This is a genomic window from Lacisediminimonas sp., from assembly GCF_030645335.1.
Classification (GTDB): Bacteria; Pseudomonadota; Gammaproteobacteria; order Burkholderiales; family Burkholderiaceae_D; genus Lacisediminimonas.
Genome location: NZ_JAUSNH010000241.1, coordinates 23,609 through 47,606 on the forward strand (window position 1 = coordinate 23,609; position 23,998 = coordinate 47,606).

At 62.0% G+C, this 23,998-nt stretch carries 22 protein-coding genes; 18 read left to right on the top strand and 4 right to left on the bottom strand.

Features of this window, described 5'->3' with window-relative positions; all coding sequences use genetic code 11:
• The first annotated feature begins 132 nt into the window (after window positions 1-132).
• The 6 genes from Q7T64_RS16410 (at window position 133) to Q7T64_RS16435 (ending at window position 8,153) form a co-directional block, all read left to right on the top strand.
• Window positions 133-2,988 carry a 2-oxoglutarate dehydrogenase E1 component gene (locus Q7T64_RS16410; RefSeq protein ID WP_304797908.1) on the top strand — a complete coding sequence of 952 codons (2,856 nt, stop codon included), beginning with the start codon at window positions 133-135 and terminating at the stop codon, window positions 2,986-2,988.
• Between the two features lie 60 nt (window positions 2,989-3,048).
• Complete coding sequence (gene odhB / locus Q7T64_RS16415; RefSeq protein WP_304797911.1) at window positions 3,049-4,311, top strand: 2-oxoglutarate dehydrogenase complex dihydrolipoyllysine-residue succinyltransferase; 1,263 nt, start codon at window positions 3,049-3,051, stop codon at window positions 4,309-4,311.
• A 119-nt stretch (window positions 4,312-4,430) separates the two neighbouring features.
• Window positions 4,431-5,867: a dihydrolipoyl dehydrogenase gene (lpdA, locus tag Q7T64_RS16420; RefSeq protein WP_304797913.1), complete on the top strand. Its 1,437-nt coding sequence runs from the start codon at window positions 4,431-4,433 to the stop codon at window positions 5,865-5,867.
• Between the two features lie 35 nt (window positions 5,868-5,902).
• Complete coding sequence (locus tag Q7T64_RS16425) at window positions 5,903-6,331, top strand: hypothetical protein (RefSeq protein WP_304797916.1); 429 nt, start codon at window positions 5,903-5,905, stop codon at window positions 6,329-6,331.
• Window positions 6,332-6,460: 129 nt separating this feature from the next.
• A complete protein-coding gene (zapE, locus tag Q7T64_RS16430; protein ID WP_304797919.1) occupies window positions 6,461-7,567 on the top strand; it encodes a cell division protein ZapE in 1,107 nt (368 codons plus the stop codon).
• 10 nt (window positions 7,568-7,577) lie between these two features.
• Window positions 7,578-8,153, top strand: a complete 576-nt coding sequence (locus Q7T64_RS16435) for a hypothetical protein (protein WP_304797921.1) — start codon at window positions 7,578-7,580, stop codon at window positions 8,151-8,153.
• 51 nt (window positions 8,154-8,204) lie between these two features.
• On the opposite strand, the gene Q7T64_RS16440 is transcribed toward Q7T64_RS16435, so the two are convergent.
• Complete coding sequence (locus tag Q7T64_RS16440; protein ID WP_304797923.1) at window positions 8,205-9,011, bottom strand: PP2C family serine/threonine-protein phosphatase; 807 nt, start codon at window positions 9,009-9,011, stop codon at window positions 8,205-8,207.
• A gap of 177 nt (window positions 9,012-9,188) precedes the next feature.
• Between Q7T64_RS16440 and Q7T64_RS16445 the strand changes: the two genes are divergently transcribed.
• Window positions 9,189-9,401: a YdcH family protein gene (locus tag Q7T64_RS16445; RefSeq protein WP_304797926.1), complete on the top strand. Its 213-nt coding sequence runs from the start codon at window positions 9,189-9,191 to the stop codon at window positions 9,399-9,401.
• A gap of 174 nt (window positions 9,402-9,575) precedes the next feature.
• Window positions 9,576-11,537, top strand: a complete 1,962-nt coding sequence (locus tag Q7T64_RS16450) for an ATP-dependent DNA helicase (RefSeq protein ID WP_304797954.1) — start codon at window positions 9,576-9,578, stop codon at window positions 11,535-11,537.
• Here the strand turns inward: Q7T64_RS16450 and Q7T64_RS16455 are convergent.
• On the bottom strand, window positions 11,521-12,498 hold the full coding sequence (locus Q7T64_RS16455; protein WP_304797928.1) for an NADPH:quinone oxidoreductase family protein: 978 nt from the start codon (window positions 12,496-12,498) through the stop codon (window positions 11,521-11,523). The two genes, Q7T64_RS16450 and Q7T64_RS16455, sit on opposite strands and share 17 nt — an antisense overlap.
• A gap of 175 nt (window positions 12,499-12,673) precedes the next feature.
• Here Q7T64_RS16455 and surE point away from each other — a divergent pair, with 175 nt between their 5' ends.
• The 6 genes from surE to rlmD all read left to right on the top strand — a co-directional run bounded on the left by surE (window position 12,674) and on the right by rlmD (window position 18,535).
• Window positions 12,674-13,411 (top strand): 5'/3'-nucleotidase SurE, encoded by a 738-nt coding sequence (gene surE, locus Q7T64_RS16460; RefSeq protein WP_304797930.1) that lies wholly within the window; start codon window positions 12,674-12,676, stop codon window positions 13,409-13,411.
• Window positions 13,408-14,313, top strand: coding sequence for a protein-L-isoaspartate(D-aspartate) O-methyltransferase (locus tag Q7T64_RS16465; protein ID WP_304797933.1), 906 nt, complete (start codon window positions 13,408-13,410; stop codon window positions 14,311-14,313). Before surE ends, Q7T64_RS16465 begins: the two co-directional genes overlap by 4 nt.
• Window positions 14,314-14,364: 51 nt before the next feature.
• The gene (locus Q7T64_RS16470; protein ID WP_304797935.1) at window positions 14,365-15,330 is read left to right on the top strand and encodes a peptidoglycan DD-metalloendopeptidase family protein; all 966 of its coding nucleotides are present in this window, start codon (window positions 14,365-14,367) and stop codon (window positions 15,328-15,330) included.
• Between the two features lie 6 nt (window positions 15,331-15,336).
• Window positions 15,337-16,335 (top strand): RNA polymerase sigma factor RpoS, encoded by a 999-nt coding sequence (gene rpoS / locus Q7T64_RS16475; protein ID WP_304797937.1) that lies wholly within the window; start codon window positions 15,337-15,339, stop codon window positions 16,333-16,335.
• Window positions 16,332-17,111, top strand: coding sequence for a 3'-5' exonuclease (locus Q7T64_RS16480; protein ID WP_304797939.1), 780 nt, complete (start codon window positions 16,332-16,334; stop codon window positions 17,109-17,111). The genes rpoS and Q7T64_RS16480 overlap by 4 nt, the downstream gene beginning before the upstream one ends.
• A 68-nt stretch (window positions 17,112-17,179) precedes the next feature.
• Window positions 17,180-18,535, top strand: coding sequence for a 23S rRNA (uracil(1939)-C(5))-methyltransferase RlmD (rlmD, locus tag Q7T64_RS16485; RefSeq protein ID WP_304797941.1), 1,356 nt, complete (start codon window positions 17,180-17,182; stop codon window positions 18,533-18,535).
• Between the two features lie 31 nt (window positions 18,536-18,566).
• Here rlmD and corA read toward each other — a convergent pair whose 3' ends face one another.
• Both corA and Q7T64_RS16495 read right to left on the bottom strand, forming a co-directional pair.
• Window positions 18,567-19,547, bottom strand: a complete 981-nt coding sequence (gene corA, locus Q7T64_RS16490) for a magnesium/cobalt transporter CorA (RefSeq protein ID WP_304797943.1) — start codon at window positions 19,545-19,547, stop codon at window positions 18,567-18,569.
• Window positions 19,548-19,736: 189 nt separating this feature from the next.
• Window positions 19,737-20,429: a Bax inhibitor-1/YccA family protein gene (locus tag Q7T64_RS16495; protein WP_304797945.1), complete on the bottom strand. Its 693-nt coding sequence runs from the start codon at window positions 20,427-20,429 to the stop codon at window positions 19,737-19,739.
• Window positions 20,430-20,621: 192 nt separating this feature from the next.
• Between Q7T64_RS16495 and ndk the strand changes: the two genes are divergently transcribed.
• The 4 genes from ndk to Q7T64_RS16515 form a co-directional block, all read left to right on the top strand.
• Window positions 20,622-21,047 (top strand): nucleoside-diphosphate kinase, encoded by a 426-nt coding sequence (ndk, locus tag Q7T64_RS16500; RefSeq protein WP_304797947.1) that lies wholly within the window; start codon window positions 20,622-20,624, stop codon window positions 21,045-21,047.
• A 35-nt stretch (window positions 21,048-21,082) separates the two neighbouring features.
• Complete coding sequence (rlmN, locus tag Q7T64_RS16505; protein ID WP_304797949.1) at window positions 21,083-22,255, top strand: 23S rRNA (adenine(2503)-C(2))-methyltransferase RlmN; 1,173 nt, start codon at window positions 21,083-21,085, stop codon at window positions 22,253-22,255.
• Window positions 22,255-23,061: a type IV pilus biogenesis/stability protein PilW gene (pilW, locus tag Q7T64_RS16510; protein ID WP_304797951.1), complete on the top strand. Its 807-nt coding sequence runs from the start codon at window positions 22,255-22,257 to the stop codon at window positions 23,059-23,061. Before rlmN ends, pilW begins: the two co-directional genes overlap by 1 nt.
• A partial coding sequence (locus Q7T64_RS16515) for a helix-turn-helix domain-containing protein (RefSeq protein ID WP_304797952.1) occupies window positions 23,054-23,998 on the top strand: 945 nt, incomplete at its 3' end. The genes pilW and Q7T64_RS16515, both read left to right, overlap by 8 nt.

Here is a 23,998-nt window from a genome sequence, read left to right on the forward strand (position 1 = left end):
AAAAGCACTTTTGCACGACCAAAATCCAGCCCTTCCCCACAACTTGATATGCAATCCGCCAACCGGTCAGGCCGTGTCGCGGAAGGTCAATGAACCCGCTAATCTCGCGAAACGCGAAGAAAGGTGAGCAATATGATGCAAGACGAATTCGCCAATTCCTATTTGTTTGGTGGCAACGCACCGTACGTCGAAGAACTGTACGAGGCTTACCTCAACAATCCCGGCTCCGTACCTGATAACTGGCGCGCTTATTTCGACGCCATGCAGCATGTACCGGCTGTCGATGGCAGCGACCGTCCCGATGTCGCCCATGCGCCAGTGGTCGCGTCCTTCGCGGAGCGCGCCAAACAAGGGCCAATCCGTACCGTCACCGCATCGGCCGATGTCGAAATGGGCCGCAAGCGGGTCGCCGTCACGCAACTGATCGGCGCCCATCGCTTCCTGGGCAACCGCTGGGCCAACCTTGACCCGCTGCAGCGCCAGGAACGTCCGCCGCTCCCCGAACTGGAACCCAGCTTTTACGGGTTTACCGATGCCGACATGGACATCGTGTTCAACATCAGCAATACCTACTTCGGCGCAGAAACCGCGACCCTGCGTGATCTGCTCAACGCCTTGCGCGACACCTATTGCCGCAGCATTGGCGCCGAGTTCATGTACGTCACGGACCCGACCCAGAAGCGCTGGTTGCTGGAGCGCCTGGAGTCGAGCCGCACCACACCGAAGTTCAGCGCCGAGAAAAAGAAACACATCCTTGAGCGCCTGACTGCCGCCGAAGGCCTGGAGCGTTACCTCCATACGAAATATGTCGGCCAGAAGCGCTTCTCGCTGGAAGGCGGCGAGAGTTTCATCGCTTCGCTGGACGAGACAATTCAGCGCGCCGGCGAGCGTGGCGTGCAGGAAATCGTGATCGGCATGGCCCATCGCGGCCGCTTGAACGTGCTGGTCAATACCCTGGGCAAGATGCCGCAGGAACTGTTTGCCGAATTCGAAGGACGTCACGGCGACGACCTGCCGGCCGGCGACGTCAAGTACCACCAGGGATTTTCCTCCGACATCACCACGCCTGGCGGCCCGGTCCACCTGTCGCTGGCATTCAATCCGTCGCACCTGGAAATCGTCAACCCGGTGGTCGAGGGCTCGGTCAAGGCGCGGATGGAACGGCGCGGCGACAAGGACGGCTCGCAAGTATTGCCGGTGCTGGTGCACGGCGACGCGGCCTTTGCCGGGCAGGGCGTGGTCATGGAAACCCTGAACCTGGCGCAGACCCGCGGTTACTTCACCGGCGGCACGGTGCACATCGTGATCAACAACCAGATCGGCTTCACCACTTCCGATCCACGCGACTCGCGTTCGACCTTGTATTGCTCGGACGTGGTCAAGATGATCGAGGCACCGGTGCTGCACGTGAACGGCGACGATCCGGAAGCGGTGGTGCTGGCCTCCCAGATTGCGCTCGACTACCGCCTCGAATTCAAGAAGGACATCGTTGTCGATATCGTCTGCTTCCGCAAACTGGGTCACAACGAACAGGACACGCCGGCGCTGACGCAGCCGCTGATGTACAAGAAAATCGCCAAGCACCCGGGCACGCGCAAGCTGTATGCCGACAAGCTGGTGGTGCAGGGCGCGATTGCCGAGGGCGGTGGCGACGACATGGTCAAGGCCTATCGTGATGCGATGGATGCCGGCCGCCATACCGTCGATCCGGTGATTTCGAATTTCAAGAGCAAATACGCGGTCGACTGGATGCCGTTCCTGAACCGCAAGTGGACCGATGCGGCGGACACGGCCGTGCCCATGGCCGAGCTCAAGCGCCTGGCCGCCCGCATCACCACCGTACCGGAAGGCTTCAAGCCGCACTCGCTGGTGGACAAGGTGCTGGCCGATCGCGCCGCTATGGGGCGCGGCGAGCTGAACCTCGACTGGGGCATGGGCGAGCACCTGGCTTTGGCCTCGTTGCTGTCGTCGGGCTATGCGATCCGCCTGACCGGGCAGGATGCCGGCCGCGGGACTTTCGTGCACCGCCATGCTGTGCTGCATGACCAGAACCGTGAACGCTGGGACCAGGGCAGCTACGTGCCGCTGCAAAACATTTCGGAACAGCAAGCGCCCTTTACCGTGATCGACTCCGTGCTGTCGGAAGAGGCGGTGCTCGGTTTTGAATATGGCTACTCCACCGCCGAGCCGAACACACTGACCGTCTGGGAAGCGCAGTTCGGCGATTTCGCCAATGGCGCGCAGGTCGTGATCGACCAGTTCATCAGTTCCGGCGAAGTGAAGTGGGGCCGCGCATCGGGCCTGGTGATGATGCTGCCGCACGGCTATGAGGGCCAGGGCCCGGAGCACTCGTCCGCCCGCATCGAGCGCTTCCTGCAACTGTGCGCAGACAACAACATGCAGGTGATCCAGCCGACCACGGCGGCCCAGATATTCCATCTGCTGCGTCGCCAGATGATCCGCCTGTTCCGCAAGCCGCTGATCATCTTTACGCCGAAGTCGCTGTTGCGCAACAAGGAGGCCGGCTCCTCGCTGACAGAACTGTCCAAGGGCAGCTTCCAGACGGTGATCGGCGAAGTGGACGAGAAGATCGATCCGAAGAAGGTCAAGCGCGTGATCGCGTGTTCCGGCAAGGTGTATTTCGACCTGGTCGGCACGCGCAAGGATCGCGGTGCAAGCGATGTGGCGATCTTGCGTGTGGAGCAGTTGTATCCGTTCCCGCACAAGGCGTTCATGGCCGAGCTGAAGAAATTCCCGAACTTCAACGAACTGGTCTGGGCGCAGGACGAGCCGCAGAACCAGGGCCCCTGGTTCCAGATCCAGCACAACATCTTCGAAAGCCTGGAAGACGGACAGAAGCTGGCCTATGCCGGCCGTCCGGCCAGCGCATCGCCGGCGGTTGGCTATTACGACAAGCACTACGCGCAGCAGAAAGCACTGCTCGATGCGGCCTTTTCCAAGCTCAAGGGCTTCGTCCTGACCAAGTAAAAAAATGGCGGCGCGCTGGAAGCCGGCGCCCCGCAACAACAACCCGAATCGGAGAGTTACATGGCAATTCTTGATGTGAAAGTTCCACAGTTGTCGGAATCCGTCGCCGAGGCGACCCTGCTGCAATGGCACAAAAAAGTCGGTGCCGGAGTTACCCGCGACGAAAACCTGATCGATATCGAAACTGACAAGGTTGTGCTGGAACTGCCCGCACCCGACAGCGGCGTCATTACCGAAATCCTGAAAGCCGACGGCAGCCTGGTGGTCGCCGGCGAGATCATCGCGCGCATCGATACCGAAGCGACGGCTGGCGCGGTTGCGCCGGCCGCCGCCGCCGCACCGGCTGCACCCGCTGCACCCGCTGCTGCGGCACCGGCGGCTGCCGCAGCGGCTGCCGTCGCCACAGGCGCCGGGATCGCCATGCCGGCTGCCGCCAAGATGCTGTCCGAGAACAGCATGTCGGTGGGCCAGGTTGCCGGCACCGGCCGCGACGGCCGCGTCACCAAGGGCGACGTGATCGGCGCCGTGCAAGCCAAGGCTGCACCAGCGCCGGCCGCAGCTGCCGCCGCGCCGGCACGCCAGGCCTTGCCGTCGGTCGCCACCTCAGCGGTTTCGCTGGGCAACCGCCCGGAAGAGCGGGTGCCCATGAGCCGCCTGCGCGCCCGTATCGCCGAGCGCCTGCTGCAGTCGCAAGCAACCAATGCGATCCTGACCACGTTCAATGAAGTGAACATGAAGCCGGTCATGGATTTGCGCAACAAGTACAAGGACAAGTTCGAGAAGGAGCATGGCGTCAAGCTTGGCTTCATGTCCTTCTTCGTCAAGGCAGCGGTTGCCGCGCTCAAGAAATATCCGGTCATGAATGCATCGGTCGATGGCAATGACATCGTCTACCACGGCTATTTCGATATCGGTATTGCGGTCGGATCGCCGCGTGGACTGGTGGTGCCGATCCTGCGCGACTGCGACCAGATGTCGATTGCCGACATCGAGAAAAAGATCGGCGAATTCGGCAACAAGGCCAAGGACGGCAAGCTGACGCTGGAAGACCTGACTGGCGGTACCTTCTCGATTTCCAACGGCGGTGTGTTCGGCTCGATGCTGTCGACGCCGATCATCAATCCGCCGCAGTCGGCGATCCTGGGCGTGCATGCCACCAAGGACCGCGCCGTAGTTGAAAACGGCGAGATCGTGATCCGTCCGATGAATTACCTGGCGCTGTCCTACGACCATCGCATCATCGACGGCCGCGAAGCAGTGCTGGGCCTGGTGGCGATGAAGGAAGCGCTGGAAGATCCGGCGCGCCTGCTGCTGGACCTTTAACCGGATAGCCGCTTGTCTGGTACGCGCACGGCAATGCTGTGCGCGTGCGTCATGCGGCAGGTCGACGGATATCGGCGGCGCCGGCCGCGGACCCATCGGAATCGAACAAGGAAAACATCATGTCCAAGAATTTTGACGTCGTCGTCATCGGTGGTGGCCCGGGTGGCTACATCGCCGCCATTCGCGCTGCGCAGCTCGGTCTCTCGACTGCCTGTATCGATGACTGGAAGAATGCAAAGGGCGGCCCCGCACCAGGCGGCACCTGTACCAATGTCGGCTGCATTCCGTCCAAGGCCTTGCTGCAGTCGTCGGAGAATTACGAACACGCCGGCCACGCTTTCGCCGATCACGGCATCGAGATCAAGGGCATGTCGCTCAATCTCGGGAAAATGATTGCCCGCAAGGATGCGGTGGTCAAACAGAACAACGATGGCATCCTGTATCTGTTCAAGAAAAACAAGGTCAGCTTTTTCCACGGCCGCGGTTCATTCGTCAAAGCCGATGGCGGGGCCTATGAAGTCAATGTGGAGCCGATCGGCGGCGCGGCCGGCGAAACGCTGGTGGCCAGGCATGTGATCATCGCCACCGGCTCCAGCCCGCGCGCATTGCCGGGCGCGGACTTCGATGAAAAGACTGTTCTGTCGAATATCGGCGCACTGGCAATCGGCGCGGTTCCGGCCCGCCTGGGCGTGATCGGGGCCGGTGTGATCGGTCTTGAAATGGGCAGCGTATGGCGCCGGCTCGGCTCGCAGGTGACCGTGCTGGAAGCGCTGCCGTCCTTCCTCGGCGCAGTCGACGAGCAGATTGCCAAGGAAGCGCACAAGCTGTTCACCAAGCAAGGCCTGGCCATTCATCTTGGCGTCAAGATCGGCGCCATCGTCAACAACGCAGAGCAAGTCAGCGTTGAATACACTGACGACAAGGGCGTCGCCCAGAAGGCGCAATTCGACAAGCTGATCGTGTCGATCGGCCGTGTACCCAACACCAACGGGTTGAATGGCGATGCAGTCGGCCTGAAGCTCGACGAGCGCGGCTTTGTCGCCGTCGACGCCGAGTGCCGCAGCAGCCTGCCGAATGTATGGGCGGTGGGCGATGTGGTGCGCGGACCGATGCTTGCGCACAAGGCGGAGGAAGAAGGTGTGGCTGTGGCTGAACGCATTGCCGGGCAACACGGGCATGTGAACTTCAATACAATTCCCTGGGTCATATATACGTCGCCGGAAATCGCCTGGGTAGGACGGACCGAACAGCAGCTCAAGGCGGATGGCGTCGCTTACAAGGCGGGGTCGTTTCCGTTTTTGGCCAATGGCCGCGCCCGCGCGCTCGGCGACACCTCCGGAATGGTCAAGATACTGGCCGACGCCAGCACCGACGAGATACTGGGCGTCCACATCATCGGACCGATGGCGTCAGAGCTGATTTCGGAGGCCGTCGTGGCGATGGAGTTCCGCGCTTCTGCTGAAGACATTGCCCGGATTTGCCACGCCCATCCGTCCCTGTCGGAGGCGACCAAGGAAGCCGCACTTGCCGTGGACAAGCGGGCGCTGAATTTCTGATCGCCGCGCGTCTTTGCCCTGACGGGGAGAAGCTGATGCATCGTTTACCCGTAGTGCTGTGCGTGCTGCTGCTGGCGGCTTGTGCCAGCGACGGCGCCAGCCGGGCTGATCGCGGCAACATCGAGATCCATGCAGTCAGCGCAGGGCAACCGGTGGCCGACGTGCGCTGTGTGGTCAGCACCGCCGCCGGACGCTGGGAGGTGACGCCGCCGGCGCTGGTGCAAGTCGGTGCGCCGGCCGGCGACCTGCGGGTGGTCTGCGACAAGCGCGGATACCGCAGCTCCGAAGTACTGTACCGGCCCTCGCCTTATGGTGTGGCTGGCAATCCGAATGTCGGCGTGGGCATTGGCGGTGGCAGCGGCAATGTCGGTGTCGGCTTCGGCTTCAATATTCCGATCGGCGGCGCCGGCTCGACAGTGGGTGGCTATCCGCCGCGCATCGTGGTCGAAATCAATCCTCAATGAGCGCGTAGCAAGTGCGCTTGCAGCACGGCCGGGGCGGCATGCCGGAGCGGGCTGGCAATGTGCCGGCGAAAGGGGTTTGCCGGCGGGGCATAAGGCAAAGAGCGGCTGCCAGCCGCCACAGGGACTAGTTTGGAAAAACTCGACGTCAGGGAGTATTACGCGCAATCATTGCAGGCCCGCGGCTATCAAAGCGACGAGGCGCAGTTGCGTGCTGTAGAACGCTTGCAGCAGGCCTACGAAGACTGGGTCGCCTATAAATCGCGGCGCAAGGGCACGCTGCGGCGGCTGATCAGCCGGCCCGAAGTGCCGCGTGGAATCTACTTGTGGGGCGGCGTCGGCCGCGGCAAGTCATTCCTGATGGATAGTTTTTACCTGGTCGTGCCGGTGGTGCGCAAGACCCGCGTGCACTTCCACGAATTCATGCGCAGCGTGCACCGCGAGCTCGACGACCTGAAGGGCGTAGCCGATCCGCTCGATGAAGTCGCGCGCCGGATTGCCCGCAGGTACCGCCTGATTTGCTTTGATGAATTCCATGTGTCCGATATCGCGGATGCGATGATTCTGTATAACCTGTTCAAGGCGCTGTTCGACAACGGCGTGAGCTTCGTGCTGACCTCGAACTACGCGCCGGACGACTTGTATCCGAATGGCTTGCATCGCGACCGCATGCTGCCGGCAATTGCCTTGCTCAATGCGCGCCTGGATGTGCTCAATGTCGATGCAGGGGTCGATTACCGCAAGCGTTCGCTGGAGCAGGTATCGGCTTACCACACGCCGCTGGGGCAGGCGTCCGATTCAGCGCTGCGCGACGCATTCGTCGCGCTGGCCGATACGGCGGAAGAAGATCCGCGGATCCGGATCGAGTCGCGGGAAATCCGCTGCCTGCGCCGCGCTGGCGGCGTCATCTGGTTCGACTTTGCCACCTTGTGCGGCGGGCCGCGTTCACAGAACGATTACCTGGAAATCGCCAGCCGTTTCCATACGGTGATCCTGTCCGACACGCCGGCCATGTCAGCGGGGATGTCGTCCGAAGCGCGCCGCTTTACCTGGCTGATCGACGTACTGTACGATCACAAGGTCAAGCTGCTGATGTCGGCAGCGGCGCCGCCCGAGCAGCTTTACACGCAAGGGATGCTGGCCAATGAATTCCACCGTACCGTATCGCGCATCATTGAAATGCAATCGCGCGAGTACATGGAAAGCGAGCGCCGTGACGTGGCGCAATCCATCTCGTAACAAAGGCAACATGCGCACCGCTCGCCAGATACTGTCCCCACCCCGATTCCTGCAGATGGTTGCGCTGGCGGCGCTCCTGTTGGCGGGCATCGCGCCGCCGGGCCATGCGCAAGCCGACAAGCCTGCGCTTGTCGCCTATCAATCCGCTGACGAAGCCATCCGCGCCATCGACAAGGCGGCTGCCGACGCTGTCCGTGCCGAAGAAGACTACCGGGCCGAAAAGCGCGCCTGTTATCGCAAGTTCCTGACCACGGCTTGCCTGGACGCCGCAACCAGCCGTCGCCGCGCCACCTTGTCGGCATTGCGCTCGATCGAGGTCGGCGCAAAGTCCTGGCTCAGGAAAGACCGTGCCGATCGCCGCGACCAGGCCCTGGCGCAGCGACGCATGGAGGACGAGCGTGATACCCGCGAGCGGGAGGGGGAAGTCAAGGCGCGTGAAGCGGCCATCGAGCGCAAACGGCTCGCCAGCGAAGAGCGCCAGCGTCAGGCGCCGCCACCTGCCGCCGCCGTTCCGGACACCGAGGCGCAGCGCCTGAAATCAGAGCCGCGCTTGCGGGAGCGCACGCCGCTGCCGGCGCCACAGTAAGCAGGCCGGGCCAGCGGCCTGTCGCCAGGTGCAGGCCACAAGCAAGGCGCCTCAGACCGCGCGCCGTACTTTCTCGGCCGTGTAAGTCTTCTTGGGCGCTTCCACGGCGACCAGCTTGACGACCGCCAACGTGCAATTGTCGGCTTTGACACCTTCGGAGCGCTCACGGGTTTTTTTCACCAGCATTTCAGATGCTTCGCGGGCGGACCTTGCCGCCAGTGCGGCGCCGAGCTCATTGTCTTCAAAGTAAGCCCACAAGCCATCGCTGCACAACAGGAAGCTGTCCCCGGGCTTGAGGCCGTCGTGCCGCCCCATCGTGATATCGAGTTTTGCCGTGGTCGGGCCAAGCACATTGGAGAGCAGGTTGGACAAGCGGTGGTTGCGCGCCTGTTCCCGTGTCAGCTTGCCTTCTTTCACCATCCGCTCGACGAAGGAGTGATCCACGGTGCGCTCGGCGAAGTTCGGTCCGTCGAAGCGATACAGCCGCGAATCGCCGACATGCGCCCAGACCGCTTGCCGCTGTGGCGTCAGGACCAGCGCAACCATGGTGCTGTGCGGCTGTTTTTCCGATGAGATGCCCGACAGGTTGATGATGGTATGCGCATCGCGGGCGATGGAATCGAGCATGCCTTCCACGGTATCCGTCAGCGGCGAAAAATGATCGAAAGCCTGGCGCGCCGTGTGGATCACCTGCTCGGCAGCAATCGTGCCGCCGGTCAGCCCGCCCATACCATCGGCCAGCACCGCCATCATGTAGCCGGGTGCTTTTGGTGCGGCAAACAGCGCGACCCGGTCCTGCTGCTCCTTGCGGTCGCCGATATGCTGTCCTGTGGCTGCTTCTATCTTGTACTGGCTCATAAGTGATGCGTGGATTAAAATTCCGGCTGTTTGCAACATTTCGCCAAATTATTACACGCGCTCCATCTCTCTTCCCCGGCCAGCAACTCTTTTGTAGGGGCTTTGCTCTGCGAACCATTACCTGTGCGGCAATAGTGTTGTTTTTGCGCAGGCACCGGATACGCTGAATTACATGACATGAGCCACTCCTCGTCCACACCCGCCGAAATCCGGCGTCGCATCGTCGAACTCGAAGTAGAACATCGGGACCTCGACATGGCAATCCAGGCACTGATCGAGTCGCAGGCGCAAGAAGGATTGCAGATCCGCCGAATGAAAAAGCGCAAGCTGCAGTTGAAGGACTACATTACCCTGCTGAAGATGCAGCTGGTACCGGATGTGCCGGCTTGAAGTGAAACTTCCAGGATTGCAACAGTGACTGATTCCGCCTCCGGCAAACACGCGGAAACCGGCTTGGTCAACGAAGCCGGACAACATGACACCGAGCTTCTGCGTCTGTTCGGCGATGTCGGTCCGCTTGCCAGCGCAGTACCAGGCTACCGCAGCCGCGATTCCCAGACCGAGATGGCCCGGGCGATTGCGCACGCCATCACGCAAGCCTCGACGCTGATCGCCGAAGCCGGTACCGGCACCGGCAAGACCTTCGCCTACCTGGTGCCCGCATTGCTCTGGGGCGGCAAGACCATCATATCTACCGGCACCAAGAACTTGCAGGACCAGCTTTACCTGCGCGACATCCCAACGGTACGCAAAGCACTGAATGTGCCGGTGACGGTGGCCTTGCTCAAGGGACGGGCCAATTACGCCTGTCATTTCCACCTTGAGCGCACGCTGGAAAACGGACGCCTGACTTCGCGCGAGGATGTCGGTTATCTGCGCGAAATCGCGCGCTTCGTCAAAACCACCAGTAGCGGCGACAAGGCGGAATTGGCCCGTGTGCCCGAAAATGCGCTGATCTGGAACCTGGTGACCTCGACCCGTGAAAGTTGCCTGGGCGCGGAATGCCACTATTACCAGGACTGCTTCGTGATGAAGGCCCGCAAGGAGGCGCAGCAGGCCGATGTGGTGGTGGTCAACCATCATCTGTTTTTTGCCGATGTGGCGCTCAAGGATACCGGGGTGGCGGAATTGCTGCCCTCGGCCAACACCGTGATCTTCGATGAAGCGCACCAGTTGCCCGATACGGCCACGCTGTTTTTCGGCGAGACGGTTTCCACATCGCACATCCTGGAACTGTGCCGCGATGCGCTGGCCGAGGGCTTGCTCCATGCACGCGATGGCGCGGACTGGCCGAAAGTCGTGGCGCCAGTCGAACGCGCCGCGCGCGACCTGCGCCTGACTTTCCCGCAGGACTCGGTGCGGCTGGCGGCGCACCAGATCGCGCCTTCCAGCCCGTTTTTCCCGGCGCTCGACCTGCTCAAGAAAGAGCTCGACGGCATGATGGCGATCTTGTCGGCGCAGGCGCAGCGGGGCGAGACGATCGAACTGTGCCGCGCCCGCGCGGCTGCGCTCGGCGCGCAACTGGCCAACTGGAATCCCGACCCCGGCAGCAGCAAGACGACGGGGGAGGGCGACAACGAGCGGGTGCAGTGGATTGAAGCTTACGCGTCATCGTTGCAATTGCACCAGACGCCCCTGTCGGTTGCGCCAATTTTCAGCAAGCAGCGCGAGGGTGCGTCGCGTGCGTGGATATTCACCTCGGCCACGCTGGCCGTAAAAAATGACTTTCAGCACTATGCGGCGCAAATGGGCTTGTCCGGCGAGCTCGCCCGCAGTTGGCCAAGCCCCTTCGATTACGAACAGCAAGCGCTGTTGTACGTGCCCAAGGACATGCCGCAACCGAATTCGCCGCAATATACCGATGAAGTGGTCGATGCCGCGCTGCCCGTGATCATGGCCGCCGGTGGTCGCGCGTTCCTGCTGTGCACCACATTGCGCGCAGTAAAAAAGGCGGGCGAGCGGCTGCGCGAGGAATTCGACAAGCGCAAGCTCACTTACCCGTTATTGGTGCAGGGCGACGCCGGCCGCACCGAATTGCTGGACCGCTTCCGTGCCGCTGGCAATGCGGTGCTGGTTGGCAGCCAGAGTTTCTGGGAAGGGGTCGATGTCAGGGGCGAAGCGCTCTCCGTGGTCGTGATCGACAAGCTGCCGTTCGCGCCGCCCGATGATCCGGTACTGGCAGCGCGTATTGCGGCGATGGAAAGCCGCGGATTGAACGGATTCATGCACCACCAGTTGCCCGAAGCGATCATCGCCTTGAAGCAGGGCGCCGGCAGGCTGATCCGCGACTACAAGGACCGTGGCGTGCTGATGATCTGCGACCCGCGGCTGGTATCCAAACCCTATGGGCGACGGATCTGGCAGAGCTTGCCGCCATTTCGCCGGACGCGCGAACTGCCCACGGTAATCGAATTCTTTGCCGCGCCGGCCGGGCTCGACGCCCCGCCCGACGCAGCGCCTGTTCCAGGACCTGACCAGGAGCAGGATCTCACTGCCCCGGTCGAGGGTGCTAGCGCGGTAGGATGACCAGCTTGCCGGTAACCTTGCGGGCGGCCATGTCTTCCAGTGCGCGCGCCGTATCTGCCAGCTTGTAGCGGGCAGAAATGTGCGGCCGGATCTTGCCTTCGGCCAGCCAGCCCAGCATTTGCTGCATGGACCTGGCGTTTGCCCGGGGTTCGCGTTTGGCGAACTCGCCCCAGAATACGCCGACCAATGACGCTCCCTTCAGCAAGGGCAAGTTAAGCGGCAGCCGGGGAATCTCGCCATTGGCAAATCCGACCACCAGGTAGCGGCCGCGCCAGGCAATCGAGCGGAAGGCGGGCTCTGCATAGATGCCGCCGACCGGATCGAAAATGACATCCGGCCCGCGTCCATCCGTTGCGGCCTTGATTGCTTCGCGCAAATCCTGGGTGCTGTAATTGATCGTTGCATCCGCTCCATGCTCGCGGCACACCGCCAGTTTTTCGTCGGAGGAGGCAGCGGCGATGACACGCGCGCCAAGCGCCTTGCCGATTTCAATCGCCGCCAGTCCGACGCCGCCGGCTGCGCCCAGCACCAGCAGGGTCTCGCCCGGCTGCAGTTGCGCACGGTCCACCACCGCATGATGGGATGTGCCGTAGGTCAGCGTGATCGCAGCTGCGATATCGAAGTCCATGCCGGCCGGCATCGGCATCATGGACTCTACCGGGACGCAGGCCTGTTGTGCGAATGCACCGTGGCCGATAAAGGCAATCACGCGGTCGCCGACCTTGTACTGCGTGACGCCGGCGCCGACTGCGCTGACCACGCCGGCCAGCTCGTTGCCCGGTGTGAACGGTAGCGCCGGCTTGGACTGGTATTTGTTCTGGATGATCAATACATCCGGGAAATTCACGCCGGCGGCATGGACCTCGATCGTGACTTGGCCCTCGCCAGGCAGCAGGTCCGGCAAGTCTTCGATCACCAGGCTGTCGGGTGGTCCCCATTGCTTGCATACGACGGCTTTCATGTTCTGCTCCTTGTTTTTTTTGATTTTGGCGGGCGTCGGGTGCATGCCTGCGTGTCGGCAACGCGGGCGTTGACAATGCACGGGAAAAACGAACCACCGGCCTGATCGGCTGATTATGCCGGAATTCATTGCAAGGGACGCGGAACCGGACTGTGCATCGGTTAGAATCTTTGCCATGAAAATACTGATCAGTAATGACGATGGCTACTTAGCCCCCGGCATTGAAGCGCTGGCCAATGCACTCGCTCCGATTGCCGATATCACCGTGGTGGCGCCCGAGAGCAATCGCTCCGGCTCCTCCAATTCACTGACGCTGGACCGGCCGCTGCGTGTCTATCGCACGCCGGGCGGGGTGTACTCGGTCAATGGCACGCCGTCGGACTGCGTCCATATCGCGCTGACCGGATTGCTGACCGAGCGGCCCGACCTGATCGTGTCCGGCATCAACCAGGGCCAGAACATGGGTGACGACACGCTCTATTCCGGCACCGTCGCGGCTGCCACCGAAGGCTTCCTGTTCGGTATACCGGCAATTGCCTTCTCGCAGTCCCAGCATGGCTGGGCCAACCTTGACGCCGCCGCTCGTGTGGCCAGGGAAGTGGTCGAGCGTCGGCTCGACGCCCTTGGCACGCCATTCCTGCTGAACGTGAACATCCCGAGCATTCCCTATGAGGCGATCCTTGGCTGGAAGGCGACCCGCCTGGGCCGCCGCCATCAATCCGAACCCGTGATTCGCAGTGCCGATCCGCATGGCAACGAGGTTTTCTGGATCGGACCGCCCGGACGGGCGAAGGACGACGCATCAGGGACAGATTTTCACGCGGTCAGCGAAGGATTTGTCTCCATTACACCGCTGCAGATCGACATCACGCACACTGCGCAGCTCGCGCAATTGCGCAGCGTGCTTGGATGAACAAGGAGGGCAAGCGTTTCCCCCTGTCGCTTGCGGAGCTCTCTGACCGCGGCTCCCGCAAGACGCCGGCGGAACCGGCGGGCGGACGGGCGCGCACCCCGCAAACGGCGACCCGGAACGCCGCCGGCAATCATGCATCGGATGGCGGCGAACGGTCTCAGCGTGGGCCGGTGACGGGCCCTGTCCTCGGCAATGCAGGAACCGCAGGCGTCAAGCGTGCAAGCCCGGTGCCGGTATTCCAGGCGGATCGCCAGGCGCCGGTGGTGTCGGACGGCATCAGGCGGGCGATGGTCGAACGACTTGCGCAGCAAGGCATTCGTGATACCAAGGTGCTGGCGGCAATGCAGGCCGTGCCGCGCCACCTGTTCATCGAGCCGGCGCTGGTCAGCCAGGCCTATATCGATGCGTCCTTACCGATTGGCCATCACCAGACCATCTCGCAGCCCTATATCGTCGCCCGCATGATCGAGGTCATGCGCGACAATGGTTGGGGCGGTAAGCTCGACCGGGTCCTCGAGATCGGAACCGGCTGCGGTTACCAGGCTGCGGTGTTGTCGTTGCTGGCCACCGAGGTTTATTCGATCGAGCGGATCCGGCCGCTGCACGAACTGGCCAAGACCAACCTGCGGCCGCTGCGCATTGCCAATATCCGCTTGCAATTTGGAGATGGTATGCTTGGCCTTGCGCAAGTTGCCCCCTTCGACGGGATCATCCTGGCGGCTGCGGGCCTTGAAGTGCCCACGGCGCTGCTGGAGCAACTGCGCATTGGTGGGCGGCTGGTGGCGCCGGTCGGCGGGCGTCATCAGGTGCTGCAACTGATCGAACGCAAGAGCAAATTTGACTGGTCCACGGCGACGCTGGAGGATTGCCATTTTGTACCCCTTCGCCCCGGTACTGCCTGACGTCCTGATACTGCCCGAACGCGCGATCCATGCGCACGAAACAATTCAGCAATGAGAAACTCATCATCCAGCCTGCTGGTTGCGGTCGCCCTGTTGTTCCTGAGCGCCGCATGCACGACCACTAAATCATCCGCTCCGGTGGTCGACCGGGCGCAGGGGCAATCCCGCACGTCCGACGCATCGAGGCAACGCCCGCCGGCGCAAGCTGCCGCGGCCAGCCAGCCGGCCCAGGCGGCGCCCTCGCAGCGCGCCGCCTATTACACGGTCAAACGCGGCGACACCTTGCTGCGCATTGCGCAAGAATTCAGCCAGAACTGGCGCGACCTGGTGACGTGGAACAAGCTCGCCAGTGCGAACGATATCAAGGTGGACCAGGTGCTGCGCGTACTGCCGCCGGACGCCCCGGTCGCTGCCGGCGCGCAGACCGGCGCGGTGGCAGTCAACTCGGGAGTCGAGGTGCGGCCGCTCGGACAAGGACCCGCGGCAACTGCGGCCACGCCGTCCAAGTCACTCCCGCGTGGCGACAAGCGTGCGTATTCCGACGCGACCCTGGCAGAAATGCAGAAGCCCGATGGCGCACCCGTTGCTGCCGCAAGCAGGCCGGAGGCGGCCAAACCCGGCGCCAGGCCGGCCGAGCAGGCTGCCACTGCCGATGATGCGCCCGAGCTGATCTGGCCGACCGAGGGCCGTGTCGTCTCGGTTTTCGACCAGGCCAAAAAAGGCATCGATATCGCCGGCACGCTCGGTCAGCCCGTGCTGGCTGCCGGTAGCGGCGCGGTGCTGTACGCGGGCAGCATGCGCGGCTACGGCAACCTCGTGATCGTCAAGCACACCAATACCTATCTGTCCGCATACGCCCACAACAAAACCATCCTGGTCAAGGAAGGTCAAACCGTGAGCCGGGGGCAGAAGATTGCCGAAATGGGCAATTCCGATACCGATAGGGTCAAATTGCATTTCGAGATCCGGCAGCAAGGCAAACCGGTAGACCCGACAAAATACTTGCCGAATCGCTAAATCACGATGAACCGATCAGCCGACGACGAACCCGACGAGGAACCTGATCCCGAAGGATTGGCTGATCTCGACGGCGCGCCGGCAGGCGACGCCAGCGCTCTGGACGCGGGCGAAGCCGCAACCGTGGTTGACACTGTCGATGAAGTCAAGCGCGTGCTGGCGGCGGAGCTGGCCACCGATACGACGCAACACTACCTGAACCAGATCGGCCTGCGCCCTTTACTGACTGTTGCCGAAGAAGTGCACCATGCCACGCTGGCCAAGGCGGGCGACTTCAACGCCAGGCAGAAAATGATCGAGCACAACCTGCGCCTGGTCGTGTCGATCGCCAAGCATTACATCAACCGTGGCGTGGTATTGCTGGACCTGATCGAGGAAGGCAACCTGGGACTGATGCGCGCAATCGACAAGTTCGAGCCGGAGCGCGGATTTCGTTTCTCGACTTATGCCACATGGTGGATCCGGCAAAGCATCGAGCGCGCCATCATGAACCAGGCGCGCACGGTGCGCCTGCCGGTGCACATGGTGCGTGAACTGAACCAGGTCCTGCGCGCCAAATACCACCTCGAATCGCAGCACCACGATGGGCGCGATGCGACGGCCGAGGATATTGCCCATCTTGTCGATCGTCCGATCGAGGACGTACAGGACATCTTGGCGCTGTCGGAGCATGCGGCATCGCTGGATGCGCCGCTGGACAACGATCCGCAGGCCAGCCTGATCGATTTGCTGCCCGGCCGCAGCGACGACAATCCCGATGCGCGCGCCGAGCAGCAGGAAACCCATGTGCTGGTGCGCGACTGGTTGCAAAAGCTGCCTGACAAGCAGCGCATCGTCATCGCCCGCCGTTTCGGGCTCGATAATGACGATCCGGCGACGCTGGAAGAGCTGGCCGCTGAAATGGGCGTCACCCGTGAGCGGATCCGTCAAATACAACAAGAAGCGCTGGTCAAGCTCAAGCGGACATTGACGGCGCGCGGCGTGAACAAGGACGCATTGCTGTGACTCCCATCCTGGTGTTCGACATAGAGACCATTCCTGACGTGGCCGGACTGCGCGTATTGAATGGAGTAGCGCCCGAAACCTCGGACGCCGACGTGGCCGAGATGGCATTCGCCGCGCGGCGCGCCAAGAACGGTTCGGATTTCCTGGCCCATCACCTGCACCGGATCGCCGCCATTTCCTGCGTGTTTCGCGACGACGATGGATTTCGCGTGCGTTCGCTGGGCACGCCAGATGATGGCGAAGCGCGCCTGGTACAGGACTTTTTCCGCGTGGTCGACAAGTACACGCCGCAACTGGTGTCGTGGAATGGCGGCGGCTTCGACCTGCCGGTACTGCATTACCGGGCCCTGATCCACGGCGTCACGGCTTCGCGTTACTGGGAGTCGGGCAATGACGACCGCGAGTTCAAGTGGAACAATTACCTGAGCCGTTATCACTCGCGGCATCTTGACCTGATGGATGTGCTGGCACTGCATACCGGACGCGCGAACGCGCCGCTGGATGACCTGGCCAAGCTGTGCGGCTTTCCCGGCAAGCAGGGTGTCGACGGCTCCCAGGTGTGGAGCTATTACCAGCAGGGACGGCTTGGCGATATCCGTGACTACTGTGAAACCGATGTCGTCAATACCTACCTGATGCATTGCCGCTTTCGCCTGATGCGCGGAGAATTGACCCCCGCCGCCTATGCGCAGGAAATGAGCCTGGTGCGCGAGTCCCTGGCCAAGCTCGACGGCGGGCACTGGAAAATCTATCTTGACGCCTGGCCCCAGCCCTGAAGTGCCGGCCGGCGTTTTTCTTCCCACCCTTTTTTTAGTCCGCGCCTTGCGAGGCCGGCAGCGTGTTGATGCCTGATCCGATTATCAAGATTGAGTCGCTGGACATGGAAGCCCGCGGCGTTGGCCACCTGACCAACGAAGACGGTTCGCCCGGCAAGGTGATCTTCGTCGAAGGCGCCTTGCCGGGCGAGACCGTGTCCTTCCTGTCGTTCCGCCGCAAGTCCAAGTGGGAAGCGGCCCGCATGACTGCGCTGCACCGGGAATCCGCATTGCGCGTGAAGCCGAAATGTCCGTATTTCGGTGTATGCGGCGGCTGCGCGATGCAGCATATCGAGCCGTCGGCGCAAGTCGCGGCCAAGCAGCGCGTGCTGGAGGACAACCTGGCCCATATCGGCCGGGTACGCCCTGAAATGGTGCTGCGGCCGATACAGGGGCCGAGCTGGGAATATCGTTACCGCGCCCGGCTGTCGATTCGCCTGGTGGCGAAGAAGGGCGGCATCCTGGTCGGGTTCCATGAAAAGAAATCCGGCTACATCACCGACATGCTGTCCTGCGAGGTCGTGCCGCGCAATGTGTCGGCGCTGCTGCCGGCGCTGCGCGTGCTGATCAGCACGCTGTCGCAGCCGGAGAAATTCCCGCAGATCGAACTGGCGGTCGGTGAGTCGGAAGGGCGGCGCGTCACCGTGTTCGTGCTGCGCAACATGGCGCCGCTGACGCCTGACGACGAACAAAAGCTGGTCGCTTTCGCCGACCTGCACCAGATCCAGTGGTGGCTGCAGCCGGGCGGTCCGGATACGGCGTTCGCGTTCTATCCGGCGCTATCGACGCTGCATTACCTGCTGCCGGAATTCGGCATCGAGATGCCGTTCAAGCCAACCGATTTCACCCAGGTCAATCACCAGATCAACCGGGTGCTGGTGGCCAAGGCGCTGCGCATGCTCGATCCGCAGCCGCACGAGCGGATCGCCGACCTGTTTTGCGGGCTCGGCAATTTCACCCTGCCATTGGCGACCAGGTCGCGGCAAGTGGTCGGTATCGAGGGCAGTGCCTCGCTGACCAATCGCGCAACAGAAAACGCCCGCCACAACGGCTTGTCGGACCGGGTCGAATTCCAGACCCGCAATTTGTTCGAGTTGACGGCCCAGGACCTGATCGACCTCGGTAAATTTGACCGCTTCCTGATCGATCCGCCCAGGGACGGCGCAGTCGCCGTCTGCGAGGCGCTGGCCGCATTGAAGCAATTGCGGCCGGAACTGCGTCCGCAACGCATCGTCTATGTGTCATGCAGCCCGTCCACCCTGGCGCGCGACGCCGGCACCCTGGTGCGCGAGGCAGGTTATGTGCTGCGGCAGGCCGGGGTGATCAACATGTTTCCGCACACGGCGCATGTGGAATCGATTGCACTGTTCGATCTGGTTGATTAGCACACGCGGGTATCGCTGACGTAAAACGCAGCTAGAGCCAGCCTGCACGCTTGAGCCGCCGGTACAGCACGATGCTGGCGCCGGCGATGATTGCCATCACGACCGGATAGGACCATTCCCATTGCAGCTCGGGCATATGCCGGAAATTCATGCCATACAGGCTAAATACCATGGTCGGCACGGCGACCATCGCGCCCCAGCCCGCCAGTCGCTTGACCACCTCGTTCTGCCGGATCGTGACTTGCGCGAGTGCGACTTGCATCGCGGCATTGATCATCTCGCGCATGCGGTCGGCGGCCTGGGTGACCCGGCTCACGTGATCGAGGATATCGCGGAAGTAGACGCGGCTCTCGCGTGGAATGATGTCTTCGTGGAAGCGCAATAGCTGGGTGCAAATTTCAATCAGCGGCACTGCCGCCGCCTGCAGCGCCAATAGTTCGTTCTTCAGTCGGTAGAAGTTTTGCAGCGCATCCTCGTCCGATGCCGGGCTGAACAACCGTTCCTCCAGGGAGCGGAACTGGGACTGCAGATGGTCCATGCAGGGTTGGTACTGGTCGACCACAAAGTCGATCAGCGCATACAGGGCAAATCCGGGGCCCCTTGCCAGTCTCTCCGGCATGGATTCGGCCCGTTCGCGCACTTTCGCGAAACTGGCGGAAGCGCCATGCCGCACTGTCAGCAGGAAGTTTTTTCCGAGGAAGATGTGGGTCTCGCCAAACGCGATCGTGGCGTTTTCCAGCGTGGCGGTTTGCAGCACCAGGAACAAGGTTTCGCCGTATTCCTCGATCTTCGGACGTTGATGGGCTTTGTGCGCATCTTCGATTGCCAGCTCGTGCAAGCCGAACTCCACCTGTAATTTCCTGAGCAGCGCATCGCCCGGTTCAAACAGGCCGACCCAGACGAAGACGTCCTTTTGCTGGAGCACATCACTGATATCGTCCAGCTGGATATCGCCGATCTTGACGCCGTTCTTGTAGGCAGAACAGTTCACGACGCCGTTTGTCTGGTTCATGCATGACTCCTGCAAATTCCTGGCGATGCCAGTGTGGGGACTTCGGTTCGGGCCGATCCGGTTGCCGCAACGGGCGGCAAGGCAAGCCCACGCGCGGATCTGCTGCAATCCCTTGCCCGGACTGTGTGCTGCTTCCCTGGCGCGAAAAAAAAGCCGGCCCAGAGGCCGGCTTCTCGTGATGTCCGGGGGTCAGTCCCGCTCACCGCCCATGATGCCGAGCAAGGACAGCAAGTGTACGAACACATTGTACAAGTCCAGGTAGATGGCCAGTGTCGCCGAGATATAGTTGGTCTCGCCGCCATTGAGCACCCGCTGCACGTCATACAGGATGTAGGCTGAAAAAATCGCGATCGCGATGACTGAAATCGTCATCTGCAAGGCGGGCAGTTGCAGGAATATGTTTGCCACCATCGCCAGCAGGATGATCAGCATGCCGGCGAACAGCCATTTGCCCATGCCGCTGAAGTCGCGCTTGGACACCGTCGCCACGCTGGCCATCACGGCGAAGATCGTGGCCGTGCCGCCAAAAGCCGTCATGATCAGCGATGTGCCGTTCTGGAAGCCGAGAATGTGACCGAGCAGCCGCGACAGCATCAGGCCCATGAAGAACGTGAATCCGAGCAGGACGACCACGCCCAGGCCGGAATTCTTGGTTTTTTCAATTGCGTAGAAAAAACCGAACGCTATCGCCAAAAAAACCATGAAGCCGATGAACGGACTGCCGGCGAAAAATGAAAAATTCACCTGCAGGCCGGTCCATGCTCCCAGCACGGTGGGAATCATCGACAGCGCCAGCAGCAAGTAGGTGTTGCGCAGTACGCGGTGCCGCGCCAGCAGCGACTCACCGGCACCGGTGTAGGTTTGTTGCAGATTCTGCTCCATATTGAGACTCTCCTCATCAAGGGGGAAATGGCGGGACAAGAATAGCACGCATCAGTGACAACGCAAGTGAGGCGCCACGGCTTCTTGCACTGCACCATGACAGCTATATGGGGTGTTTCATGCTAAAATCCAAGGTTCCTTGAAATATCAAGATATCGCCCTAAACCTTTATTTTTATTGGAGTTTTTACAGATGGCAATCGAACGCACCCTATCGATTATCAAGCCCGATGCAGTCGCGAAAAACGTGATCGGACAGATCTATACCCGTTTTGAAGGCGCAGGCCTGAAAATCATCGCCGCCCGCATGATGCAATTGTCGCGCGCCGAAGCGGAAGGTTTTTACGCGGTTCACAGCGCACGTCCCTTCTTCAAGGACCTGGTCGACTTCATGATTTCCGGCCCGGTGATGGTGCAGGCACTCGAAGGCGAGGGCGCAATTGCCAAAAATCGCGACCTGATGGGCGCGACTGATCCGAAGAAAGCAGAAAAGGGCACCATCCGTGCCGATTTCGCCGACTCCATCGACGCCAACGCCGTGCATGGTTCCGATGCTGCGGAAACAGCACAAGTCGAGATCAGCTATTTCTTCCCGGCGCTGAACGTCTATTCCCGGTAGTCTAGTGCCCTTATTCGCCGCTCCTGCGTAAATTGATGACCAACGTCCTGACCAACCTGCTTGACCTCGATCCCGCCGAGCTCGTCGCCTTTTGCGGCGAGCTCGGCGAGAAGCCGTTTCGCGCCAAGCAGTTGCAGCGTTGGATCCATCAGTACGGAGCGAGCGACTTCGCCGAAATGACTGACCTGGCGAAGTCGCTGCGCGAAAAGTTGCAGACCCGCGCCGTCCTGCCGCAGTTGCCCGTGCTGAGCGACCATACGTCGACCGATGGCACGCGCAAGTGGCTGATCGACGTGGGCAATGGAAATGCTGTCGAAACGGTATTCATTCCCGAAGAAAACCGTGGCACGCTGTGCATCTCGACCCAGGCCGGGTGCGCGGTCAATTGCCGCTTCTGCTCCACCGGCAAGCAAGGTTTCAGCCGCAACCTGACGACCGGTGAAATCATCGGCCAGCTATGGATGGCGGAATTCGCTCTGCGCAAGAGCAAAGGCATCGTTGCCGGTCCCAAGGGCGAGCGCCAGATCACCAATGTCGTGATGATGGGGATGGGCGAGCCGCTGCTGAATTACGAGCCGACCGTCAAGTCGCTGCAACTGATGCTGGACGATAACGCCTACGGCCTGTCGCGCCGGCGCGTGACACTGTCGACCAGTGGCGTGGTGCCGATGATCGACAAGCTCGGGCTGGATTGCCCGGTTGCGCTGGCGGTATCGCTGCATGCCTCCAACGACGCCCTGCGCGATGAGCTGGTGCCGCTGAACCGCAAGTATCCGCTGGCTGAGCTGATGGCGGCATGCCGCCGTTACCTGGCGTATGCGCCGCGCGACTTCATTACGTTCGAATATTGCATGCTCGACGGTGTCAACGACAGCGACCGCCACGCCCGCGAGCTGATCGCGCTGGTGCAATCGCGCAGCAACCCGGTTCCGTGCAAGTTCAACCTGATTCCGTTCAATCCTTTCCCTGAATCCGGCCTGAAGCGCTCTCCCGATCATCGCATCAGGTCATTCGCCAAAGTCCTGATGGACGCCGGCATCGTCACCACCGTGCGCAAGACGCGCGGCGACGACATCGACGCCGCATGCGGACAACTCGCCGGTGAAGTCCAGGACCGCACCCGCGTCCAGGAACGGATGCAGAAAATGGCTGGATACCAGCAGAAATACGGCCAGGATTTCGGCCGCATCATCGAGATTCGCTCATGATGGTGGCCACCACTACGCTGGGCCGGATCCTGCGCGCGGCCTTGCTGCTTGCCTTGTTGTCCTTGCTGGGCGCATGCGCCAGCACCAGTTCCGCACCGAAAGACGACTTGCCGACCTCCTCGGACCAGACTGAAATTCAGCGCCGCGCCCAGATCCGCCTGCAGCTCGCCGTGGGCTATTTTGAACAGGGCCAGATGACGACCGCCCTGGACGAAGTCAAGCAGGCGCTCCAGATCGACCCGACGCTGTCGGACGCCTACAGCGTGCGCGCGTTGATCTACATGGAAATGATGGAAAACCGCCTGGCCGAAGAAAACTTCGTGCAGGCGATGAAGCTGACTCCCGACAATCCCGACCTGGCCAACAATTTCGGCTGGTTCCTGTGCCAGACCGGGCGGGCGGACAAATCAATCGCCTATTTTGAAAAAGCCCTGGCTAACCGGCAATACGCATCGCCATCCAAGGCATTGAACAATGCCGGCATGTGCAGCCTGCGCATGAAAAACATGGCGCAAGCCGAAAAATACCTCGCGCGCGCCTTCCAGGCCGAGCCGGGGAACCCCGACGTCAACCTGAACCTGGCCAAGTTTTACCTGGCGAGCGGTGACCCGCAGCGCGGCCAGTTTTATTCGCGCCGGGTGATCTCGGCAGCGTACCTGACCGCCGATTCCCTGTGGACCGCGATCCGGATCGAGCGCCGCTCGGGAGATAAAATGGCCGAAGCCGGCCTGGCCAATCAGTTGCGCCGGCGTTTCCCCAATTCACCGGAATATGCAGCCTACCTGCGCGGAGCTTTTGATGAGTGACGCTTCGAACGATCAAGCCCAGTCCCCGGCAGACGGCGCGGTAGAGGCCAGTGCCGCCAGCGCGGACGCAGCGCGGTCTCCCGGTCGCCAGCTATCGGCCTGCCGTCAGGAGCTCGGCTGGACCGTGGAGCACGTTGCATCCCGCCTGAACCTCGCGCCACGCCAAATCGAAGCGATCGAAGCCGACAACTTTGCAGCGCTTCCGGGCATGGCCAGTACCCGTGGCTTTATCCGTGCCTATGCCAAGCTGCTGAGCATGGACGCCGCGCCGCTGGTGCAGGCGCTTGCGACCGAGACCAAGCCACTCGATGATGCGATTGCATTGCGCCGGCCGCTGCCGGCTGCGCCATTTTCCCCGGTTCGCCTGGCACCGATGAAGCGCGGCGGACCATCGCGGCCGCTGCTGCTGTTTGCCGGCCTGCTATTGGCGCTGGCAGTGGCTTTTGCCGCCTACCAGTCGGGTTGGCTCAAACCCCTGGCCGCTGGCGTGGCATTGCGCCTCGACAGCACGGCCAGCAAGGCGCCGAGTGGTTCGGAAAGTTCTGTGTCATCGGCCGTGCTTGCACCGGCGACGACATTGACCGTGCCGCCGCCCACGGCTGCAGGTGCAGTCGCCGTGCCCAAGGCGTCGCTGCCTGAGCTGTCGCCGGCAGCGGTCACCGCGCCAATCCAGCCCGTTCCAGCGCCAGCGCCGGCTGCAAGCATGACGCCGCGCCAGGACGCCGGGCTGTCTGAAACAAGCATCACGAGCGCCTCGGCGCAGGCCCAGCAGCAGGATCAACAGCTATTGGTGTTGAAGGCGAAAGAAGATTGCTGGATTGAAATCCGCAAGCCGGACAACACGCCAATGCTATCCAGGACGATCCAGGCCGGGTCGACCGAGCGCATCGACCTGAATGGTCCGGTGACAGTCGTGCTGGGCAATGCAAGCGGAATC

What these genes read in the sequence shown, in the direction of transcription:
- Q7T64_RS16470 (WP_304797935.1), top strand. Translation starts at nt 14,365, where the DNA reads ATGAGAAACTCATCATCCAGCCTGCTGGTTGCGGTCGCCCTGTTGTTC.
- Q7T64_RS16450 (WP_304797954.1), top strand. Translation starts at nt 9,576, where the DNA reads ATGGCCCGGGCGATTGCGCACGCCATCACGCAAGCCTCGACGCTGATC.
- corA (WP_304797943.1), bottom strand. Translation starts at nt 19,547, where the DNA reads ATGAACCAGACAAACGGCGTCGTGAACTGTTCTGCCTACAAGAACGGC.
- rlmD (WP_304797941.1), top strand. Translation starts at nt 17,180, where the DNA reads ATGCCTGATCCGATTATCAAGATTGAGTCGCTGGACATGGAAGCCCGC.
- Q7T64_RS16435 (WP_304797921.1), top strand. Translation starts at nt 7,578, where the DNA reads ATGCGCACCGCTCGCCAGATACTGTCCCCACCCCGATTCCTGCAGATG.
- lpdA (WP_304797913.1), top strand. Translation starts at nt 4,431, where the DNA reads ATGTCCAAGAATTTTGACGTCGTCGTCATCGGTGGTGGCCCGGGTGGC.
- Q7T64_RS16495 (WP_304797945.1), bottom strand. Translation starts at nt 20,429, where the DNA reads ATGGAGCAGAATCTGCAACAAACCTACACCGGTGCCGGTGAGTCGCTG.
- rlmN (WP_304797949.1), top strand. Translation starts at nt 21,083, where the DNA reads ATGACCAACGTCCTGACCAACCTGCTTGACCTCGATCCCGCCGAGCTC.
- odhB (WP_304797911.1), top strand. Translation starts at nt 3,049, where the DNA reads ATGGCAATTCTTGATGTGAAAGTTCCACAGTTGTCGGAATCCGTCGCC.
- Q7T64_RS16445 (WP_304797926.1), top strand. Translation starts at nt 9,189, where the DNA reads ATGAGCCACTCCTCGTCCACACCCGCCGAAATCCGGCGTCGCATCGTC.
- ndk (WP_304797947.1), top strand. Translation starts at nt 20,622, where the DNA reads ATGGCAATCGAACGCACCCTATCGATTATCAAGCCCGATGCAGTCGCG.
- Q7T64_RS16410 (WP_304797908.1), top strand. Translation starts at nt 133, where the DNA reads ATGATGCAAGACGAATTCGCCAATTCCTATTTGTTTGGTGGCAACGCA.
- surE (WP_304797930.1), top strand. Translation starts at nt 12,674, where the DNA reads ATGAAAATACTGATCAGTAATGACGATGGCTACTTAGCCCCCGGCATT.
- Q7T64_RS16455 (WP_304797928.1), bottom strand. Translation starts at nt 12,498, where the DNA reads ATGAAAGCCGTCGTATGCAAGCAATGGGGACCACCCGACAGCCTGGTG.
- Q7T64_RS16425 (WP_304797916.1), top strand. Translation starts at nt 5,903, where the DNA reads ATGCATCGTTTACCCGTAGTGCTGTGCGTGCTGCTGCTGGCGGCTTGT.
- Q7T64_RS16440 (WP_304797923.1), bottom strand. Translation starts at nt 9,011, where the DNA reads ATGAGCCAGTACAAGATAGAAGCAGCCACAGGACAGCATATCGGCGAC.
- pilW (WP_304797951.1), top strand. Translation starts at nt 22,255, where the DNA reads ATGGTGGCCACCACTACGCTGGGCCGGATCCTGCGCGCGGCCTTGCTG.
- rpoS (WP_304797937.1), top strand. Translation starts at nt 15,337, where the DNA reads ATGAACCGATCAGCCGACGACGAACCCGACGAGGAACCTGATCCCGAA.
- Q7T64_RS16465 (WP_304797933.1), top strand. Translation starts at nt 13,408, where the DNA reads ATGAACAAGGAGGGCAAGCGTTTCCCCCTGTCGCTTGCGGAGCTCTCT.